The following is a 19,836-nucleotide window of genomic DNA, read 5'->3' as shown; positions in this document are numbered from 1 at the left end:
AAAATTCTTCGTTCAAATCCATGAAATGTTCGCACATTGCAGGAGCCCGGCTTGCTGGCGATGGCGCCCGTGAATGATGCAGTAATCATTAGGAGGCCATCGCTGGCAACCCAGCTCCTGCAGGGTTGGCGTTGTCGTTGAGCACAGTGTTCAACGGCCGTGCATCGATCCATTGACGCACATCGAAGCGCTGTGGAATAAAGCGCCAACGGTGCAAAAAGTTGGTGAAGTCCTGCAGGGCATCAATCGCCTGTTCATCCAGCTCGGTACGCAGGCGCAGGTGCGCGTCGTGGCCATAGGCGGCTGTCACCCAATACTCGCTGCTGTTGGTTTCCCGCGCCAGGTAACGGCGGGTGTCTTCCGGGTGGGTATGGGCCCACTGTTCGGCGCGCAGCACCGCGTCGAGGATGCCAGTGGCCACGTCAAAATGGTTCTCCAGCAGGTTCAGGTCTACCGCCAGCGTGCGTGGGGTGCCGTTGTTGCTGCGGATCAGTGGGTCGGGGTGGGCGCCTGTATCGATCACGATATGCAGGCCGAAATCATGGGCGTGCTGGGCGGCGCTGGCGCCCTTGAGGAAAATTGCATCCACCTCGCCGCGCAGCAGGCCGATCAGTTCCAGGTTGCGCGCGCTGACCTGGGTATTAACCGGCGTGCCGGCTACATTGCGCACGGCGCTGTCACTGAAGGTACCGCCGTAGCGGAAGTTGACAAGCTTCACATCGCCGACTTTTAAGCCTTCCAGCGACAGCGCGTTTTCCAGGCCGCGCAGGGCCTGGGCGCGGGTGAAGTCGATTTGAACGCCGGCCCAGTCCGGCAAGCCGAAGGTGCGGCCGTTGAGGTCCTTGACGGTCTTGATGCCGCTGTCCGGGCGGGTCAGGATCAGTTGCACTTCATCCGCCCAGGACAAGCCGATCACCCGGGTTTCGCGGCCTTGGGCGCGGGCCCAGATCGCCGGGATATTGCCGCCATGGCGCACCGAGTTCTGCAAGGTGTGGTCGAAGTGCGACTCGCGCACGGCCTTGTCATTCGATTCGCGCAGGGACTGCACCTCGGTGCCCAAGGCGCCGACGGTGTCTTGCAACCAGCCCTTTTGTACGGCGATGCCCAGCCCGGTTGGCACAGGACAACGGGTATACCAGAGAGTGTCGAGGGGTTGTGTCATCAGAGGTTCTCCCCCAGCGCTTAGGCGCTGGCTTTCAAAGGTTGGATCGCCGGGCGTTGGTGCACCAGCGGCAATACTTCCTGGCCAATGCGCAAGGCTTCCTCAAGGTGCGGGTTGCCGGCAAGGATAAAGGTCGAGAAGCCAGCGTCGCGGTATTCCACCAGGCGCTCGGCGATGTTTTCGTGGCTGCCCACCAGGCCGACGGTGGGTCCCGGCTTGGCCTTGGCGAAACCAGCCCAGAGGTTGGGGCCGATGGTCAGGTCGTCGAAGCGGTCGACGTTCTGGTGATAGGCGGTCTGCCGCGCGCCGCCGACTGAATCCGAACCGCTGGTAAAACCTTTGGCAACCGTACTGGTCTTGCCTTCGAGTTTGTCGAATTGGCGTCGCAGGTCTTTCCAGGCCAGCTCTTCGGTCTCACGGGCGAACAGGTCGACCCGCAGGCCGAAACGTACCGTGCGCCCTTGTTTGTCAGCCAACTCGCGTACGCGCTCGATATGCGGCTTGAGCTTGTCGATGGGCTCGGCCCAATTCAGGTACACGTCGGCGTGTTTGGCGGCAACGCCCAACGCAGCATCGGAGAATCCGGAGAAATAAACTCCTGGCTTGCGCTCATGACGCAGGCCGGTGGGCAGGGCACCGTTTTCCAGTTGGTAGATCTCACCGTCGTAGGAGAATTTTTCGTTCTTCCACAGGCCCTGGATGATGTCCAGGAATTCGCCGGTGCGCTTGTAGCGCAGGTCATGTTCGAGGAAATCACCATTGGCGCGCTGGCTCGCGGGGTTACCTCCGGTGATGATGTTCCACTCCAGGCGGCCACGGCTGAGGTTCTGCAGAATCGCGGCTTGCTGCGCGGCGTAGGCGGGCAGGGTCCAGGTGGCTTGGAAGGCGATCAGGAACTTGATGCGCCGGGTTTCGCGGGCCAGCGCTGCAGCGGCGATCCAGGGCTCGGGGCCAGTGGGCAGCAGGGCACCTTCAAAACCTGCAAGTTCGGCGGCCTTGGCCACTTGGGCGATGTAGTCGATGTAGGTGAAGTCATCCGGCTCGCCGTTGGGTAATCGCCCCGGGGCGATATTGCCAGGCCGGTAGTCGGGGTTGCCACGGTTGTGTTTGTCGGTGGTCAGTTGCGGACCGTCGGTGCCCAACGGCAGGCGCCAGAAAAATTCAGTGCTCATGGGTGCTCCTGATTTGAGTCGTGCAAGGGGCGCAGACCTGATGCGCAAGGTCTGTGCAACGTGCATGCCATGGGCGCTTCGGCCAGTGGCTACGGGGGCAACCGCACTTCAGAAGGAGAGGGCTGCTGCTGTAGCAGCAGCCTCCCAGCAACCAATGCTGGACGCGCAACATATGCTTTCAGGGGGCCGGCAAGCCGGCTTCTACAGGGCGATGGCGTCAGGTTGATGGGCGCTGCGCAGGTAGGTGTGGTACAGCGCTGCGTAGGGCCCGACCTGTCCGATCAATTGCTGGTGTGGCCCCAGTTCCACCACTTGGCCGTGGCGTACCACGGCAATCCGGTCGGCATCCCGAATTGTTGCCAGGCGGTGGGCGATGATGATTGCCGTGCGCCCCTCACACAGGCGTCGCAAGGCCCGTTGGATACGCCGTTCGGTATGAATATCGACCGCCGACGTCGCCTCATCCAGAACCAGCACCGCCGGGTCCGCCAGGTACGCGCGCACCAGGCACACCAGTTGCCGCTGGCCATGGCTCAGATGATCCCCCAGCGGCCCTACTTCAGTGTGGTATTGATGGGGCAGGCGTTCCAGAACTTCATCGGCGCCCAGTTCACGGGCAGCGGCGACCAGCGTTGCATCATCGGCATGGGGCGCGGCCAGGCGCAGGTTGTCGAGGATGCTGCCGCTGAACAGTACATTGTCCTGCAACACCACGCCCACATGGCGACGCAAGGTGTGTTGCGCCAGGTCGCGCACATTGATGCCGTCGAGTCGCACGGCGCCGGCTTGGACTTCGTAGAAGCGTGTCAGCAGTTGCACCAAGGTACTTTTGCCGTGGCCGGACGGGCCGACGATCGCCAGCACTTCTCCGGCTGGAATATGCAGGCTCAAGCCTTTGATTACGGGCGCCTGACCATAACCGAACTCCACTTGGTCAAACTGCACTTCTCCACGGGCGCGCTCCAATGCGCGGGGGGTAGCGCTGTCGACGATCTGCGGGCGCGTGTCAAGCAACAGGAAGATCCGCTGGGCCGACGCCGAACCCGTGGCGTAGCGTTCAAACAGGTCCGACAGCTCCTGCAATGGCCCCAGGAACAGAAACACGTAGAACAGGCTTTCTGCCACCTGGCCGACACTGACTTCACCCGCCGCCAACCCATACGCACCCACCAGCAATAACAGCGCGATGCCTGCTGAACTGAGCAGTGCGGTAAACGGTGCAAACCACGACGAGCGCAAACTGCCGCGAATCAGCGCATGGTTGAAATCATCCAGCAGCACGCGATAGCGCTGCAGGTTCGGCGCCTCCTGGGCGCACTGTTGCAGCAAGCGCGCACCGCTGACACTTTCCACCAAGTGCGCAGTAAAGCGGCTGCGGTTCTCCGCGACCTTAGCCCAGTTGCGCTGGGAAATACGCTTGAAGCTCCATGTCGCGAGCACCAGCAATGGCACCGTCGCTACCAGGCTGAGGAAGAACCGTGGGTCGATGCGCCAGAGCATTACCGAGGCCAGGCCGCAGCGCAGCACGGCGCCCAGCAGTTCCGGCGGGCCTTGGATCACCAGCGGTTCGAGGGCGTCGACATCGCGGTCGACCCGGGAAATGATGCGCCCTGCACGAGTCTGGTCGAAGTAGCTCACGCTCAGGTTCTGCACATGGGCAAACACCTGCACGCGCAAGGCATTCAACACGCGGATCGCCGCGCCGCCGGCAACAAACTGCGAGACCCCGGCCAGCAGGAAACGCGCCAGCCAACTTGTCGCCAGGCCCAGGCCCAGCCATAGCACCAGGCGTTCATCCAGCAGCCAATGATCGGCTTGCCGGATCAGTCCTCGGTCCAGCAGCTCGCGCACAAACCAGGGCCGCAGGAACACGGTGAACACCAGTAGGATCTCAATGCCGATAACAGCCGCAATCTGCCGACGGATCGGTCGCAGTAACGGCAGCAAGCGTTTGAACATGCCACGATCGAGGGCCTTTTTCGCCAGCATTTCTTCGATTTCGATATCGCTCAAGGCTTTGCCTGGCAGCGGGTTAGCCATGGTCTATCCCCAGCAGGTCGCGGTAGTGCGCATTGGTTGATTGCAGTTCAGCATGGGTGCCTTGGGCGGTGATCCTGCCGTCATCCAGCATCAGCACGCGGTCAGCCAGCAGGATGGTCGAGAGCTTGCTGGAGATCACCAGCACCGTGGTGTCGCGCAGGTGTCCAAGGTTGTGCAGCACCTGGCGCTCGCTGATGGCGTCGAGGGCGCTGGTGGCGTCGTCCAGGCACAGGATGTCGGGTTTTCCGAGCAGCGCGCGGGCCAGGCACAGGCGTTGGCGCTGGCCGCCGGATAAGGTCACGCCCCTATCGCCGAGAGGGGTTTCAAGGCCCAGGGGCAGGCGCTGCAGGACATCTTCAGCAGCGGCTTGATGCAACGCTTCGCGCAGTTCTTCGTCAGTGGCATTAGGCGCGGTCAGGCGCAGGTTGGCCGCCAGGCTGCCGGCAAACAGGAAACTCTCCTGGGGTACCACATGCACTCGCTGACGCAGCGGGCCCAGTTGCAGGTTACGGATGTCATGCCAGCCGTCGTTGTCCGAACCGAGCAACAGGCGCCCGGCGGTTACATCGGTCAGGCGTGGCAGTAAGCTGGCGAGCAGGCTCTTACCGGTACCAGTTGCGCCCACCAGCGCGACGATTTCACCCGGCTGCAATGTCAGCGAACAGCCGTGCAAAATGTCGCGGCCACCACCGGGCGCGGTCACGCTGACCTGTTCCAGCTTCAGTCCCAGCGAGCTGGCGGGTAGGGTGGCAGCACCGCTGCGGATCGCGGCCGGAGCGTCCAGCAGTTGCCAGATGCGTTCGGCACTGGCGCGAGCATCGGCGAAGGTCTGCATCACCCGGCCAATGCCTTCGATACGAAACACCAGGGTGGTGGCGATCAGCAGCGAAGTGACCAATTCGCCGATGCCCAGTTGACCGGTCGCCACCAGGTGCGCGCCGTATACCAGGATCCACACGTGACCCAGCGCCACTACCGCCTGGGGCAGCGGAATACGTGAGCTGGAATAAGCCAGGGCTTGGCGCGCCAACGCAGCAAACACCGCCACCTGATCGGCAAAGCCCTGGATACGCCGCTGCTCCAGGGCGAACGACTTGATCACCCGCACGCCGCCAATGCCTTCGCTCAGGTCTTGGTTGACCCGGTCATAGGCGCTGCCGACCGCGTGATCCAGGCTCACCAGCTGTTCGGTCTGGCGCACGAAAATCGCCAAGCCGGTCACCGTCAGCAACAGCGGCACCAACCCCAGCAGAGGGTTGTACCAGCTCAGCAGGCCAACCGTGGCCAGCACCACCAGCGGTGTCTCTACCAACTGCCGCCAGAAAGTGATCAATGCGTCGCGCACTTTGTCGGCATCACGGGTGGTGCGGGTGATCATTTCACCCATGCCGTGCTGCCAGTGATAGCCCAGGTGCAGGCTTTGCACCTGGGCCAGGATGCGTTCGCGCAGGCGCGTCAGCAGTTCCTGGCTGATCACCAGCGACAACACGCTGGCGATGTATTGCAGCACGCCACGGCCCAGGGCCACGGCCAGCATCAGGCCCAGCCAGTACCAGCCAAGGCCGGCATCCAGGCTGCCGTCGCCGAGGCGTACCACGGCACGCCCGGCGCTCACGTCATTGACTGCATGGCCGATCAGCCATTGCTGCCAGACCAGGCCTAGGTTGATGGCCACGTACAGCGCCGCCACCAGGGTGAATCGCCAGGGCATTTCCCTATAGATCGCCAGGCTGCGTAGAAGAGGGTGTCGTTCGATCATGAAAAGCTCATTGGCATAAACGGCGTGTAAGGGCACACACAAAACCCTACGGTGATTTATTTGCGTGTAGCGCCTTGGGTTTCCTTGGCGTTGAGGATCGCGGTGTATTCGCCGGGGTCCACGCCATTGAGGTAGTAGTTGCCCACATGGTGCAGGCGCCAGCGGATCGGGTCGTGGGTGGTGTGCACCCGGGCATTGCGCCAGAAGCGGTCGAGGTTCCATTTGCTCAGCGATGAACTGGCCCCCAGCAGCGAGAAGATATCGCTGGAGATCTTCAGCGAGGCGCTGTCCGAATGGGCACGGGCAGTGGCCACCGAAAGGATCAGCTCGTCTTGCAGCTCTTTGTTTTCCAGGTCTTGCTCATGGTGGTCAAATATCCGTGCCGCATCGCGCAGCAGGGATTCAGCGGCGCGCAGGGCCACGGCGTATTCGCCAATCTGTTTGATGATGTGCGGCTCCTCATTGGCATGGTCTACGCCGCTTTCTACCCAAGGCCGAGCGTTGTGCTTGAGGTAGTCGACGGCCGCCGACAACGCGCCGGCCGCGATGCCCGTATCAATGGCCGCGTGAAGGATCTGCGGGAAGGTCAACCCGGTACGCTTCATTGGGCCCTTGCGGCGTGAAACAAAATCCTCATCCAGCACGATATTGTCGAAGTTCACCGTGCCACTCACCGAGTTGTTCTGGCCGAAGGCGTCCCAGTCGTCCACCAGGGTCAGGCCTGGCGTGTTGCGGTTGAGCAGTACGCCGGCACCGCCGTCATCCGAGGCGGCCGTGAGGGAGATCCATTCGGCCAGGTAAGAGCCCGTGGAGTAAAACTTGCTGCCATTGAGTACCAGGGCGCCGTCCTCGCGGCGTTCGACGCGGGTCTTGAGGGCGAACTTGTTCTTGCCGCCTACCTCGGCCAGGGCATTGCCGAAACGCTTGCCAGCCAGGACATCGCTGACCAGCCGATCGCGTACTGCGTCCGGGTAACCGTTGAAAATCCCGCGCAGCATCACATTGTGGATTTGCAGCAATTGCCCGACGCCGCCGTCGGCCATCGAAATGATGCGCACGGTTTCGACGATGGTCTGCACCGATGCGCCCAGGCCGCCGAAGGCCTTAGGTACACCGATGGCGGTGATGCCGCTTTCGGACAGCAATTGCGCCTGGCGCCAGGGCAGTTGGCCATTTTGCTGGGTGTCGGCGGCAATGCTGGCGATCTCCACGGCGATTTCTCTGGCGGCGTCGATGGCCTCGGTTTCGCTGTGCAGGTGGCGGGCGGGCGCCTGTTCATACGTTGTCATTCATTCATCCTTTGGTTTGCCCCGTTCCTCTATGGCTGTGCGTCATCGTTGACGAACATCGCCGGCAAGCCGGCTCCTGCGGGGAGGTTGGTGTTGGGAGGGCTTGAGCAAGTTCTGCGCCAACGAGCAAAACCCTGCTGTATGGGGGAAGGGGCGCGCCGGTTTGCTGCTGGGGAAGCAGCGTCGTGAAACGGCTGCTGGAAGAGCAGCAGTGCTGTTGGCAGGCCAGCAGTCGCGTTTGGATGTTTGTTTCGATGCCCTTGTAAACCGGGGCTTTGAGCGATTGGCACGCCCTCTGCAATACCCCCTTCACTGACTTGCCCAATTTAATGGAGCTGCCCATGACCCTTTCCGCTGTCCTGCCCACGCCTGAGCTTGAGCAGATCTGGTTTACCCGTTGCCCGGTGCCGACTGCGTCCGGCATCGCCTACAAGCTGGGCTGGTTGAGCGAGGAGTTCGCCCCCGACGGCCTGCCGGTGTCCACCTTGCAGGAGGCGCGTCAGTTGGGCCGGCACCACTACGATCACGATTTGCCGGGGCTGTTTCGCGAAGGCGGCAACGTCCCTGCATTGGCCGCACGTGCTGCGGGTGCGCCGAGCCGCTTGATCGGTCTGACCTGGGTCGAGGAATGGCAGACCATCTTGGTCCGCCCGGACTCCGGCATCACCCGTCCCGCAGACCTGAGGGGCAAGCGCCTAGCCCTGCCAGCCTGGGGTGAAAACCGTCCCGGCAGCATCGCTCGCGCCATGAGCCTGCATGGTTATAAGGGCGCATTGAGCCTGGCCGAACTGGGGTTTGATGATGTGGAGCTGGTGGAAGTGGCATTGCAGGACCAGGAACAAGCGCCTGACCCGCAGCAAGGTTTGCAGCGCTTGTGGTCCGGCCTGGATTACCTGGTGCGTGGAGAGGTGGATGCGGTTTACGTCAAGGGCGCTTCGGCGGCCGACGCCGCACGCCGCCTGGGGCTGGTGGTGGGGATCGACCTGGACCTGATCGCTGAGCCGCGCTACCGCATCAACAACGGCACGCCGCGTCCGATCACCGTTCACCAGAGCCTGCTGGACAACCACTTTGATCTGGTGGTGCGCTTTCTTGCGCAAACCCTCAGCGCCGCCGATTGGGCGGCCAACAACCGCGACAGCCTGAACGCCATTCTAGAAGAAGAAACTCGTGCCGGCAGTGCCGGTGTGGCCGAGGCTTATCGCGGTGATTTCCACACCACCCTGGCGCCGGATTTGTCTGCCCAGCGCCTGGAATTCCTCGATATCCAGAAAGATTTCCTCTACCTGCACGGCTTCCTGGAGCGCGATTTTGCCATCGCCGACTGGGTCGACCCGCGCCCCCTGCAAGCTGCCCATGAACTGTTGGCCAAGCGCCGCGCCTGAATCCGGAGAATCCCCATGACTGCCATTGCCCACACACAACCGATCAGCCAGGAACTGCAAACCTTTATCGACAAGGTCCTGCTGGAAGCTGAAGAAGCCTTCACCGTGTTCCGTGAAACAAACACCATCACCGCCGCTGGGACCGTCGGCTTTATCGAGCGCGTACCTGGCCAGGAACTGTTGGTATCGGTGAACTACGCAGGCCCGTGGAACTACCGCAAGCCGCTGCAAGCCACGGTTACCGACTTTGCCGGCAACGTGGTTTTTGGCAAGGGCAAGGGCGGCCTGGGGCGCTACACCAAGCTGTTCCAGCAACACCCGGATGTGACCACCGTGTCCCACGTGCACTCGCCGTACCTGGGCGCCTGGGCCCAGACCCACCGCACCTTGCCATTCCATTACGTGCCGGTGCAGCGCTACCAGTTGGCCCGTGAGCTGCCGGTGTATATCGACCGTCGCCAACAGGAAGTGGACTTTATCCTCGACAAGATCGCCGAGAACCCCTTCAACCTGGCGATCCTGGAGGCCAATGGCGGCTCCACCGTGTGGGGCAAGCAAGGCCTGCGCGCCACCGCCGAATTCATCCTGTTGCTGGAGGAGGGCGCACAACTGCAATTGCTTGCCGATGCGCTCGGTGGCTCACGGGCCTACGGGCCGGGCGTGTTGACCCAGCAATGGAAAATGAGCGGCCTGTTCGAACAAGCCACGGCACAGGGCCTGGTCCCGGCCATCGACCGCCGCTAACGCCTTACCAGCTCCCACAGGGTTCTCTATTTCAAGGATGTTTTTTATGGCTGTAAAAATTCTTTGGTACTTGACCACGCCCGATGGCCCGTACCCATGGGAGCCGGAAGGCCGTTGGAACACTGATTTCCAGCACCTCAAGCAGCTCGCCGTGGCCAGTGATCGCCTGGGCTACTACGGTTCGCTGCTCGGTTCCAGCCCCAATGAAAGCCTGGCGGTGGCCGCGTCGTTGATCGACGCCACCCAGCGCCTGCGTTTTCTGGTGGCGCAGCACCCGGGCGAGTTATCGCCAGCGGTGTTGGCCAAGTGGGCGCTGACCTTCGACCAGTTCTCCAATGGCCGTCTGCTGTTCAACGTGGTCAATGGCAATGACGCGGGCCTGGCGACACTTGGGGTGCACTACCCGCATGACGAGCGGTACGCCTTCAGCCTGGAATACTGGCGGGCGTTCCAGGGCTTCTATGCCGGCGACACGCGAGGCTATGACGGTGAGTACATCAAGCTCGCGCCGCGTTCGCCGGGCGCAGCCAACCATCCACTGGGCGGCTGGCATCCGCCTTACCAGAAGCCGGGCATCCCGTTGTGGGGCGCCGGAACCTCAGGGCCCGGCGTCGAGCATTCGGTGCAATTGCTCGACGTGTATCTGAGCTTCGCCAACACTCCGCCAAAACTCGGCGACAAGTTTCGCAAAGTCGCCGCTGAAGCGGCGAAGATCGGTCGCGAACTGACCTTCGGCACACGCCTGCAAATCATCGTGCGCGAGACCGAGGAAGAAGCCTGGGCCCACGCCGAAAGACTCCTGCAACGCACCTCGCTGCAAACTGCGCGCAACGCCATCGAGCGCCAGTTGCCGGCCGGTGTGAGCCTGGAAGATTTCCACAGCGACGACCCACAGACCCAGCGTAACGTCGAGACCATTCGCGCCGGGCGTTTGCCGACCGCGCGTGAGCTGGAGATCTATCCTAACGTATGGCTTGGCCCGAGCCTGTTCGGCTTCAATATCCTCGGGCCGGCCGCTGGTACCTACTTGGTGGGCAGCGCGGAACAGGTCGCCGAGCGCATCCGCGAATACGAAGCCCAGGGCACTTCCTCGTTCATTCTGTCTGGCTTCCCGCTGATCGATGAAGCGCACCGCGTGGCCGACCTGCTGTTCCCGCTGCTGGACCTGGACCACGGCTTTGAAGCGCCGCGTCTGGGTGTCAGCCAAAAGTCGCCGCAGCGCCAAGAGGCTTGAACCATGAGTGATGGATTTTCTCGCCGGGTGTTTCTCGGCAACAGCTTGGCCATCGGCGGTGGTTTGCTGTTGGGCGGCTGCGACAGCGGCACGACGACTCAGGGTGCCGCCGTACTGAGCGGTAAGCCCGTCAGCGGTGGGCGCCTGCGCATTGGCATTATCGATGGCGATCAGTCTGGCAACCTGGATGCCCATAAACCGGTGGGCGGCGGGATCATTCGTGGCTGGGCGCTGTACAGCAAGTTCTGGGAATGGAACACCGATGTCAGCACACGCCTGGCCCTGGCCGAGTTCGCCGAACCGAATGCCGATGCGAGTGCCTGGACCATCCGCATCAAGCCGGACCTGGAGTTTCACCATGGCAAGACCATCGGCGCTGACGACATGCTGTTTTCGTTGTTGCGCCTTACCGATCCCAAGCTGGCATCGCCGTTTGCCGGCCTGGTCGGTGCCATTGATCGCAATGCCTTACGCAAGCTGGATGAGCGCACCATCGAAATCCGCTTCAAGCAAGGCCAGAGCTTCTTCCCTCTGGATGAAACCCTGATCAGCTTTGGCGGCATCGTCCCCACCGACTATGACCCCATCACCAATCCGGTAGGTGCCGGCCCTTATAGGCTCAAGCGTTTCGTACCCGGCCAGCGCTCGTTGTACACGCGGTTTGAGAATTACTACAAACCCGGCCAGCCTTATGCCGATGAGCTGGAAATCATCGAGTTCAAGGACCAGGTCTCCCGTGTTGCTGCGTTGCGCGCCGGACAGATCGATGTGGCCAGCGGTGTGCAGGCCGAGCACAGTGCGTTGCTCAAGGCCGACTCACGCTTGTCGTTGTGCGTGTCGCCAAGCACTTCGTTTACCGGTTTCAATCTCAACCTGGCCAAGCCGCCCTTCGATGATGTGCGGGTGCGCCAGGCGTTTCGCTTGCTGGCGGATCGGCAAGAGCTGGTGGACCGGGGCCTTAACGGTTTCGGTCGCATTGCCAATGACCTGTATTCACCTCACGATCCCACCTACAACCATGCGATTGCCCAGCGGCCGTATGATCTGGAGCAGGCCCGCTCGCTGCTGCGTCAGGCCGGGCAGACGGATTTGCGCGTGGAACTGACCACCACGCCTGGGCCCGGTGTGAACGCCGCGCTGGTGTTTGCCCAGCAAGCGAAAAAGGCCGGTGTCGAGATACGCGTGACCCAAGTGGATGGCGCTGTGTTCAACGGCCCGCAGCGTGAGCAGTGGCAAGTGTCGCCGGGTTCTACGCCGGCCCGGGGTTTCCTGGCCTCGGCACTGCACAACGACGCGCCGTTGGCGATCTACAACCGCAGCAACTTCCATGACCCGCGTTTTGATGACCTCTACCGTGAGGCCCTTGCGCAGCCAGAGCTGGAGTTGCGTAAAGGCCTGGTACACGAGGCCCAGCAGATTCAACACGAGCGCGGCGGATTGCTGATTTGGGGCTTCAACGATGTGCTGGACGCCGCCTCGGTCAAGGTCGGCGGTTTGGCGCCAGAGCAGACCACCTTCGCTTCCTGGCGTTTTGACGAACTGTGGTTGAAGCATGCTTGAGCCTGCCAATCCTCCACGCACGCCTGCTTGGTTGTCATGGTTTATCGGGCGCCTGGGTTACGGCCTGCTGACGGCCTGGGTTATCAGCCTGGTGGTGTTCATCGCCACCCAGGCCCTGCCATCCGACCCCGCGCGGGTGATCCTCGGCCCGGACGCGCCGCTGGAAAGCATCCTTACCCTGCAACACCAGTTGGGGCTCGACCAGCCAATCCTGTGGCAATACCTGCGCTGGCTCGGCAGCGTCTTGTGCGGGGACCTCGGGATTTCCCTGGACTCCAACGCGCCGGTCAGCCATATCCTGTGGGGGCGTTTTGGCTACACACTGGCGTTGCTGGTCGGGGTGATTACCGTGGTAGTACCTGGCGCACTGGCCCTTGGCGTGGCCCTGGCATTGCGGCGCGACAGCTGGCTGGATCGTTGGAGCCTGTCGTTGCTGATCTTTCTAAAAGCCACGCCGGGGTTTCTGTTGGCGATTGGCCTGGTATTGCTGTTTTCCATGCCGCACATGGATTTCTTACCTGCGGTATCGATCCTGGATCCCGACCTGTCGCTGCTGCGCCAACTCAAGTCCCTGGTATTGCCGATAATCGCCTTGAGCCTCACTGCATTGCCGTACCTCACGCGCATGGTAAGGGCCGCTGTGATCGAGGCGCAGGAGTCCGATTACGTGATTGCCGCCAGGCTACGCGGCATTGCGCAGCGGCGGATTGTCTGGTGCCACACGTTGCCCAATGCGCTGGTACCGGCGATCCAGGGTGTGGCGCTGACCTTGCGTACGTTGATCGGAGGCGCCGTGCTGGCGGAAGTTATCTTCAGCTATCCCGGTATCGGCACCGCGCTGAACGCCGCGATCCAGATGCGCGACCTGCCGATGATCCAGGCGATTGTGCTGGTGATCACCCTCGCGGTGGTGCTGATCAACCTACTGGCCGACCTATTGACCGTGCTGCTTACACCCAAGCTGCGCACCGCACGGCGGGTGACCCTGATTCAACGCAACCGGAGGGGAATAACCCCGTGGTGGCGCCGCTCCCGAGGTGATGCATGAGTGCCCGTCGATGGTTGGCCGAACCACAAACACGTAAGGGGGCATTGATCACTCTGCTGGTGGTGGGCGTGGCGCTGTTCGGGCCTTGGTTGGCACCTCACGGGTCGACGGACATGGTCGGTCCTGTCTACGGCGCGCCTGCAGGTGATGCGTGGCTGGGGTATGACTTCCTGGGGCATGACGTGCTGTCGCGGTTGCTCAGTGGTGGTTTGTCGGTGCTGTGGATGTCGGTCGCAGCCGCCAGTATTGCACTGGCGGCGGGCACTACATTGGGGTTGCTGGCGGGGTTGTCGCGTCGGCGCCTGGATCAGTTTATTACCTGGTCGGCGGATGTGTCCCAGGCGTTTCCCGACCTGATTCTGGTGCTGCTGATTGTGTCCATGTTGGGGCGCGCACCGTGGTTGATCGTGCTGACAGTCTCCATCGCCTTTATACCGGGCGTTATACGTTTAGCGCGGGCGAGTGCGGTAGCAGTTGCAGGTCAGGAGTTCGTTGAAGCGGCGCAAATGATGGGCTATTCGCGACGCCGAATTCTGTTCAAGGAGATCCTGCCGAACATCCTCACACCGCTGCTGGTGCATTTCGGCAACATGCTGACCTGGGGCGTGGGCATGTTGTCGGGCCTGAGTTTTCTTGGCTACGGCGTGGCGCCACCCACCGCTGACTGGGGGCTGATGATCAATGAAAACCAGGCCGGCCTGCTGGTGCAACCCTGGGCCGTATTGGCTCCGGCGTTGCTGATCGGTGTGTTTGCCTACGGCACCAATATTTTGGCTGAAGGCATCGGCCGCAGCAGCGCAAGGCTGGGAGACAAACAATCATGAATGCGATGACCGAAATCGACGCCGGGGTGTTGCAGGTCCGCGACCTGCGGGTGGAATTGCCGGGGCAGGTGGATGTGGTGTCGGGCATCTCGTTCGGCCTGGCTGCCGGGGAAATTCTCGGTTTGGTGGGTGAGTCGGGCTCGGGCAAGACCACCTTGGCGACTGCGTTGCTGGCACATGCCCGGCGCGGTGCACGGATTGTCGGCGGGCAGGCGCACGTAGGTGACCAGGCATTGTTGAGCCTGGAAGGCGAAGCCTTGCGCCGTGCCCGTGGCAGCCTGATCGGTTATGTCGCCCAGGACCCGGCCACCGCGCTCAATCCGGCACTGCGCATCGGCCACCTGTTGCGTGAAACCCTGGCGGCGCATCCTTCTGGGCTTGACCGCGAGGCGCAACAGCAGCGCATCATCGAGACCCTGCGTGACGTCGGATTGCCGGACGATCACGGGTTTCTACGGCGTTTTTCCCATCAACTATCCGGCGGCCAACAGCAACGGGTGATGCTGGCGCTGGCTTTTGTGCTACGCCCGCGCCTGATCGTGCTGGACGAGCCGACCACTGCGCTGGACGTCAGCACCCAGGCGCATATCCTCGCCACGCTGCGTCGGCTGTGCAAAAGCCAGGGCGTAGCGGCGGTGTATGTGTCCCACGACCTGGCGGTGATCAAGGACCTGGTGGACCGGGTGATGGTGATGTACGCCGGGCGCATCGTTGAAACGGCGACGCGGGATGAGTTGTTCAGTCGACCGTCCCATCCCTATACCCGAGGGTTGCTGGCGGCGATTCCGGATGTGGCGGGACGGCGCGAATTGAAGGCGATTGCCGGGCATGCACCGGCGCCGGGGCGTAGGCCCCAGGGGTGCAGTTTCGGGCCGCGTTGTGAGCGGTTTACGGCTGGGTGCGCGGTGGTTGAGCCGGTATTGCAGATGAACGCGGCCGGTCGTGGGGTGGCTTGCCTGGCGCCTCACGATCAGGCGTTACAGCTCAAGGCGCTGGAGCCAATTGCTGCCTTGAAGGGGCGGGTAGAGCTGCCACTGTTGTCGGTCAGTGGCTTGAACGTCGCCTATGACCGGCAGGTGTTGTTCGATGTCTCGTTGCAGGTGCAACCGGGTGAATGCCTGGCGATTGTGGGGGAGTCGGGCTCGGGCAAGACCAGCCTGGCGCGGGCTATTGCTGGCCTTGGGGAGAATGTCGAAGGTGCACTGGACTACGCCGGCCGGCATTTACCGTTGCACGCCCGCCAGCGCGATGCAGGCCTGCGCCACCAGATTCAATACATCTTCCAGAATCCATATCGCGCGTTGAACCCACGGCAAACCGTGTACCAGACTCTGAGCGCGCCACTGGCGCATTTCTTCGGCGTGCAAGGGGCGCCAGCACGGGAACGAGTGGAAGCCGTGCTCAAGCGTGTGTCACTGCCGGAATCAGTCGCCGGCCTCTATCCCCACAGCCTGTCAGGTGGTGAACGCCAGCGAGTGGCTATCGCCCGTGCGCTGTTGTGCGAGCCCAGGTTGCTGATCTGCGATGAAATCACCTCGGCATTGGACGTATCGGTACAGGCGTCGATCCTGGACCTGCTGCGTCAGCTACAGCGTGAAGGTTTGACGATGTTATTCGTCACCCACGACCTGGGCGTGGTGCGCGCGATTGCCGATCGGGTGCTGGTGTTGAAGGTCGGAAGGGTGGTGGAGCAGGGGGCTGTTGATGATGTTTTGGATCAACCACAGGCGGCATATACGCGCACGTTGCTGGAGCATTCGCCATCGTTGGGGTGAATGGCTCCGCTGCACAGTGATCGCCGGCAATCAGGCCCCTACAGGTACACAAAGCCCTTGTAGGAGCCGCCTTGACGGCGATGGCATCCGCCGTCGTTAAGCAATTTTCGCCTTGCGCCGCAACGCCTCTTCACGCACTGCGGGGATAATCCACCGCCCATAATCCACGGTGTCGTACAGCGGGTCATAACCGCGATTCAAGAACGTGGTAACGCCCAGGTCCACATAATCCAACAGCGCCTGCGCCACCGTTTCCGGCGTACCCACCAGCGCGGTGGTATCGCCATAAGCGCCCACTGCTGTCGCCGTCGGCATCCACAGCGCGCGATCATGACGATCACCCAGCGCCGCCGCGGCTAACAGACGTTCGGAGCCGGTGCCCTTGATCCGCTTCTGCCACGGACTGCCCGCCGCAAACTGTGGATTGGCCTTGATCTGCTCCAGGATATGCTCGGCGCGTTGCCAGGCTAATTCCTCTGTTGCCCCCAAAATCAGCCGCACCGACAAACTGACCCGTGGCGCTTCAACACCCGCTATTAATGCTGCCGCCTTCAGCTTGGCAATTTGCTCAGCCACGCCGCTTAACGGCTCGCCCCACAGCGCATACAGGTCCGCATGCTTCACCGCGATCTGATAGGCAATGTCGGAAGAGCCGCCAAACGAGATTGGAATATGCGCCTGTTGCAACGGTTTGACCGGTGAAAACGCACCCTTGATGTTGAAGTACTCACCTTCGAAATCGAACGGCTCTTCGGCCGTCCAGGTGCGTCGCACAATCTCCAGATATTCATCGGTGCGCCTGTAGCGTTCGGTCTTGTCCAGCAGAAAGTCGCCTTCCTGTGGCTCGGCGGTAATGCCGGTAATCGCGTGCAAGCGAATGCGCCCGCCGCCAGTGGTATGGTCCAGCGTGGCAAACGAGCGGGCAGCGACGGTCGGCGCGGTGAGGCCGGGGCGATGGGCGATCATGAAGCCCAATCGCTCAGTGTGCGCCGCCGCATACGCGGCAATTTGCAGGCTGTCGGCACTGCCGGGGCCGCTGGCGATCAGCACACGGTCGAAGCCTGCATGCTCATGGGCGCGGGCATGGTGACGGATAAAGTCGAGGTCGAAATCCGGGCTGCGAACGCCACGGGTTTCGGACCACTGGCGAGGGAAAATCATGCCGACAAATTCGATAGACATAACGTGCTCCTGGTGCGGATCAGAATTGATAGTCGACCTGGGCCAACAAGGTGCGGCCAGGCATGGGTTGCAAAAAAGTGTTGGTGGAACCGGCCAGTCCGCTGACGAAGTTCAGTTCATTGGTCAGGTTGAGCACCCGTAACGTGGTGCTCCATTGCGGTTGGCGGTAGTACACGGCGAGATCGAGGTTGTATTCGTTCGGGATCTTTACGGTCTTGCTGAGGTTCAGGTACCAACTGCTGGTCCACCAGCCTGACAGTTCGGCGCCAAAGCCTGAGTCGAAGCGGTAGTCGACATACCCGCTGGCGGTGTATTCAGGAATCTGAACCGCATCGTAACGCCCGGACGGCCGCTGGTTGAGGCTATTGTTATCGCCGAACACTGTGCCGTTGTCGGGAATGAACCCCGCTGAGGCAAATCCGGCCTGGGAAGTGAACTCGTTATAGGCGTTGAGTTTGGACAGGTTCAGACCACTGCGAAGGTGGTCGTCCGGTTGATAGCGCACGGTGGCTTCCACACCCTTGATCATCAGTCGCGCGATGTTGTTATTGCTGTCAGGTGCCTGGTCGCGGGCTTGCTTGAACGCCGCCAGCGTCATGAACAGCTGGTTGGGCACTGCTTCGACCTTTACCCCGACTTCATGCAGCACGCTCAGGCTCTGGAACGCCAGCGGGTTGAGCTGGTTGGCGCCACTGCCGCTGCCCCAGCCAAGGCCGTTGGAAAAGAACCCGGTGTTGACCGCCAACGAGCGGTCGAAGGTGTAGTACAGCGTGGTGTTCTCAGTCGGTTTTACATACGGGCTGACCTGGAAAGCAAACAGCCGGTAATTGTCGCTGTCCTTACGCCGGTTGCCACCGGCGAGTACGAACGGGTTGTCGATCTCTGCCTCGATCCAGCTGCGGCTGGCGCCAATATTCAAGCCGAAATACTCGCCGTACTTGAGGTTGTGCTGGCTGAACAGGGTTTTGGTGGTCCATGTGCTTTCAGCGGTGTAGGGCGCCACGGATTCGGCGTACAGGCCGTGCCCAGCTGTGTACATTGGCGGCAGGTTCAACCAGCCGTAGTAGTTGGAGTATTGCGGCACGCCGGGTTGGCCGATCCAAGCGCCGTTGCCGCCGGCAGGGTTGCTGCCGTCGAGGCCGAGTAAGTCACCAGGGTTTTTGCCGGAGGGGTCCTGGGTCAGGTCATAGGCATTGATGGTCGAGCCAAAGCTGTTGTTCGCAGCAATCGACTGGTTGAATTCGCGGCGGTAGATCAGCCCGGTGTTGCTGTCATCGCGCAGGGTCCAGCGGCCCAGCTGGGTCTCGTTGCGCGAGCGGAACTCGAAGCGGTTATCGAAAATGTTGTCTTTCGATTGCACTTGGAATGCGCCCACGGCATCGGTGATGTCCTTGGAGCGTTCATAAAAAGTGCTGTTGGCCACGGTGATAGTCGGCGACAGGTCCGCCTCGATACGCAGTTGCGTGGTGAAGCGCCGCGAGCTGCTTTCGTCCTCTTTGCGCTGCCCGGTCTGTGATGACAGCGACTGCTCGCCATTGCCCGTCAGCGTCGGGTCATACACCCAGCCACGCAGGCTGCCGGGGTTGGCCTGGGTATTCGGTGAGGCGGTCTGGAAGCTGCCGTCGACCACACTGTATTGGCCCTGGGTGTTGCGTTGGCGTTTTACCCAACCGAGTGTTGGCGCATCAGCGGCGCCCGAAGCCAGCACCGGCGACCACAGGCTAGTGCCGTTCTGGATAATCGGCGTGGCGCGCCCGGCGTAGTATTTGCCGTTGTCCACCAGGTCCTGGGTAGCGCGGTTCCAGCCGTGGGTGATGTTGTAGTCGTAGTAATTGTCGTAGCTGGCGTTCCAGTCGACCCGCACGTTCTCGTTGCGCCAGGCCAACGCGCCATAGAAGGCGTCAAAATTGTTCTCGACATTGTCATAGAAGTCCTCCTGGCGCTGCTTGGTGATGCTCACGCGGTAGGCCAGGTTGTCACTCAGAGGCCCGGTGTTGTCGATGCTGAATTTGTTGGAACTGCGCGAGGTGCCGTCCGGAACCCACGAACCCAGTTCGCCGCTGAGTTTGGTCTTGAACGCGTTGAAGTCGGGTTTCTTGCTCAGGTAGTTGACGTAGCCGCCGCTGCCGGATACCGAGCCGTAGGTCACCGAGGACGGGCCGGCAACGATGTCCGCACCTTCATAGGCGTTGAAGTTGGCGGGGTGGCGCACGGCGTAACCACGCTGGCCGTCCTGGAAAATCTCCGAACCCTGGCCACGAAACTGCGGTGCGATACCCGCGTTTTGCCCGCCGCCCCGAGTGATGCCGGGCGCATATTTGACCAGGTCGTCGGCGCTATGGATCGCGCCGCTCGCCAATTGCTCGGCGTTGATTTGCACCACGGAGCGCGGCGTGTCCAGCACTTTGGTTTCCGTGCCACCGTACACTGAGGTCGGCGGGCGGGTGGGCAGTGCGTCGTCATCCGACTTGCTGGCACTTGCCTGCACGGTCACGGTTTGCAGTTGGGTATCGGTGGCAAAAGCCTGCAGCGGCAGGGTGACTGCCAGCAGCAGGGGTAAACGCAAGGCGATAGCGTGCATGGCAGAAATGACTCCTGTCGAAAATTGTTATCAATGTGATGCCCCGTAGGCGTCCCGTTGATCGGCGCAAGGCTTGAGGCC

The 19,836-nt window shown here is 61.9% G+C and carries 14 protein-coding genes; 7 read left to right on the top strand and 7 right to left on the bottom strand.

Annotation, left to right across the window (positions count from 1 at the left end; genetic code table 11):
- Positions 1–88: 88 nt before the first annotated feature.
- The 5 genes from BFP99_RS04860 to BFP99_RS04840 all read right to left on the bottom strand — a co-directional run bounded on the left by BFP99_RS04860 (position 89) and on the right by BFP99_RS04840 (position 7,422).
- Positions 89–1,162, bottom strand: coding sequence for an ABC transporter substrate-binding protein (locus BFP99_RS04860; RefSeq protein ID WP_065946750.1), 1,074 nt, complete (start codon positions 1,160–1,162; stop codon positions 89–91).
- Between the two features lie 20 nt (positions 1,163–1,182).
- Entirely contained in the window at positions 1,183–2,334 is a 1,152-nt protein-coding gene (locus tag BFP99_RS04855; RefSeq protein WP_065941391.1) for an LLM class flavin-dependent oxidoreductase, read from the bottom strand.
- Positions 2,335–2,535: 201 nt separating this feature from the next.
- Positions 2,536–4,374 carry an ABC transporter ATP-binding protein gene (locus tag BFP99_RS04850; protein ID WP_065946749.1) on the bottom strand — a complete coding sequence of 613 codons (1,839 nt, stop codon included), beginning with the start codon at positions 4,372–4,374 and terminating at the stop codon, positions 2,536–2,538.
- A complete protein-coding gene (locus tag BFP99_RS04845; protein ID WP_065946748.1) occupies positions 4,367–6,133 on the bottom strand; it encodes an ABC transporter ATP-binding protein in 1,767 nt (588 codons plus the stop codon). The genes BFP99_RS04850 and BFP99_RS04845 overlap by 8 nt, the downstream gene beginning before the upstream one ends.
- Positions 6,134–6,189: 56 nt before the next feature.
- Positions 6,190–7,422, bottom strand: coding sequence for an acyl-CoA dehydrogenase family protein (locus BFP99_RS04840; protein WP_065946747.1), 1,233 nt, complete (start codon positions 7,420–7,422; stop codon positions 6,190–6,192).
- Between the two features lie 341 nt (positions 7,423–7,763).
- Here BFP99_RS04840 and BFP99_RS04835 point away from each other — a divergent pair, with 341 nt between their 5' ends.
- Genes BFP99_RS04835 through BFP99_RS04805 form a run of 7 tightly spaced genes read left to right on the top strand, consistent with a single transcriptional unit; the run spans position 7,764 to position 15,992 of the window.
- Positions 7,764–8,807 carry an ABC transporter substrate-binding protein gene (locus tag BFP99_RS04835; protein WP_065946746.1) on the top strand — a complete coding sequence of 348 codons (1,044 nt, stop codon included), beginning with the start codon at positions 7,764–7,766 and terminating at the stop codon, positions 8,805–8,807.
- Positions 8,808–8,822: 15 nt separating this feature from the next.
- Complete coding sequence (locus BFP99_RS04830; RefSeq protein WP_065946745.1) at positions 8,823–9,551, top strand: class II aldolase/adducin family protein; 729 nt, start codon at positions 8,823–8,825, stop codon at positions 9,549–9,551.
- Positions 9,552–9,597: 46 nt separating this feature from the next.
- Complete coding sequence (locus BFP99_RS04825; RefSeq protein ID WP_065927637.1) at positions 9,598–10,785, top strand: LLM class flavin-dependent oxidoreductase; 1,188 nt, start codon at positions 9,598–9,600, stop codon at positions 10,783–10,785.
- A 3-nt stretch (positions 10,786–10,788) separates the two neighbouring features.
- Complete coding sequence (locus BFP99_RS04820) at positions 10,789–12,345, top strand: ABC transporter substrate-binding protein (protein ID WP_065927636.1); 1,557 nt, start codon at positions 10,789–10,791, stop codon at positions 12,343–12,345.
- The gene (locus BFP99_RS04815; RefSeq protein WP_065927635.1) at positions 12,338–13,393 is read left to right on the top strand and encodes an ABC transporter permease; all 1,056 of its coding nucleotides are present in this window, start codon (positions 12,338–12,340) and stop codon (positions 13,391–13,393) included. The genes BFP99_RS04820 and BFP99_RS04815 overlap by 8 nt, the downstream gene beginning before the upstream one ends.
- Entirely contained in the window at positions 13,390–14,217 is an 828-nt protein-coding gene (locus BFP99_RS04810) for an ABC transporter permease (protein ID WP_065946744.1), read from the top strand. Before BFP99_RS04815 ends, BFP99_RS04810 begins: the two co-directional genes overlap by 4 nt.
- Entirely contained in the window at positions 14,214–15,992 is a 1,779-nt protein-coding gene (locus BFP99_RS04805; RefSeq protein ID WP_065927633.1) for a dipeptide ABC transporter ATP-binding protein, read from the top strand. Before BFP99_RS04810 ends, BFP99_RS04805 begins: the two co-directional genes overlap by 4 nt.
- 96 nt (positions 15,993–16,088) lie before the next feature.
- On the opposite strand, the gene BFP99_RS04800 is transcribed toward BFP99_RS04805, so the two are convergent.
- On the bottom strand, positions 16,089–17,174 hold the full coding sequence (locus tag BFP99_RS04800; protein WP_065946743.1) for an LLM class flavin-dependent oxidoreductase: 1,086 nt from the start codon (positions 17,172–17,174) through the stop codon (positions 16,089–16,091).
- Between the two features lie 19 nt (positions 17,175–17,193).
- Positions 17,194–19,755, bottom strand: coding sequence for a TonB-dependent receptor plug domain-containing protein (locus BFP99_RS04795; RefSeq protein WP_065927631.1), 2,562 nt, complete (start codon positions 19,753–19,755; stop codon positions 17,194–17,196).
- Between the last annotated feature and the right edge of the window lie 81 nt (positions 19,756–19,836).

The sequence above is a fragment of the Pseudomonas sp. 1 R 17 genome (assembly GCF_900067035.1).
Lineage (GTDB): Bacteria > Pseudomonadota > Gammaproteobacteria > Pseudomonadales > Pseudomonadaceae > Aquipseudomonas > Aquipseudomonas marginalis.
The sequence above is the reverse complement of the archived record's forward strand: the minus strand, read 5'-3'. Positions and strand labels throughout refer to the sequence as shown.

What these genes read in the sequence shown, in the direction of transcription:
- BFP99_RS04860 (WP_065946750.1), bottom strand. Translation starts at nt 1,162, where the DNA reads ATGACACAACCCCTCGACACTCTCTGGTATACCCGTTGTCCTGTGCCA.
- BFP99_RS04855 (WP_065941391.1), bottom strand. Translation starts at nt 2,334, where the DNA reads ATGAGCACTGAATTTTTCTGGCGCCTGCCGTTGGGCACCGACGGTCCG.
- BFP99_RS04850 (WP_065946749.1), bottom strand. Translation starts at nt 4,374, where the DNA reads ATGGCTAACCCGCTGCCAGGCAAAGCCTTGAGCGATATCGAAATCGAA.
- BFP99_RS04845 (WP_065946748.1), bottom strand. Translation starts at nt 6,133, where the DNA reads ATGATCGAACGACACCCTCTTCTACGCAGCCTGGCGATCTATAGGGAA.
- BFP99_RS04840 (WP_065946747.1), bottom strand. Translation starts at nt 7,422, where the DNA reads ATGACAACGTATGAACAGGCGCCCGCCCGCCACCTGCACAGCGAAACC.
- BFP99_RS04835 (WP_065946746.1), top strand. Translation starts at nt 7,764, where the DNA reads ATGACCCTTTCCGCTGTCCTGCCCACGCCTGAGCTTGAGCAGATCTGG.
- BFP99_RS04830 (WP_065946745.1), top strand. Translation starts at nt 8,823, where the DNA reads ATGACTGCCATTGCCCACACACAACCGATCAGCCAGGAACTGCAAACC.
- BFP99_RS04825 (WP_065927637.1), top strand. Translation starts at nt 9,598, where the DNA reads ATGGCTGTAAAAATTCTTTGGTACTTGACCACGCCCGATGGCCCGTAC.
- BFP99_RS04820 (WP_065927636.1), top strand. Translation starts at nt 10,789, where the DNA reads ATGAGTGATGGATTTTCTCGCCGGGTGTTTCTCGGCAACAGCTTGGCC.
- BFP99_RS04815 (WP_065927635.1), top strand. Translation starts at nt 12,338, where the DNA reads ATGCTTGAGCCTGCCAATCCTCCACGCACGCCTGCTTGGTTGTCATGG.
- BFP99_RS04810 (WP_065946744.1), top strand. Translation starts at nt 13,390, where the DNA reads ATGAGTGCCCGTCGATGGTTGGCCGAACCACAAACACGTAAGGGGGCA.
- BFP99_RS04805 (WP_065927633.1), top strand. Translation starts at nt 14,214, where the DNA reads ATGAATGCGATGACCGAAATCGACGCCGGGGTGTTGCAGGTCCGCGAC.
- BFP99_RS04800 (WP_065946743.1), bottom strand. Translation starts at nt 17,174, where the DNA reads ATGTCTATCGAATTTGTCGGCATGATTTTCCCTCGCCAGTGGTCCGAA.
- BFP99_RS04795 (WP_065927631.1), bottom strand. Translation starts at nt 19,755, where the DNA reads ATGCACGCTATCGCCTTGCGTTTACCCCTGCTGCTGGCAGTCACCCTG.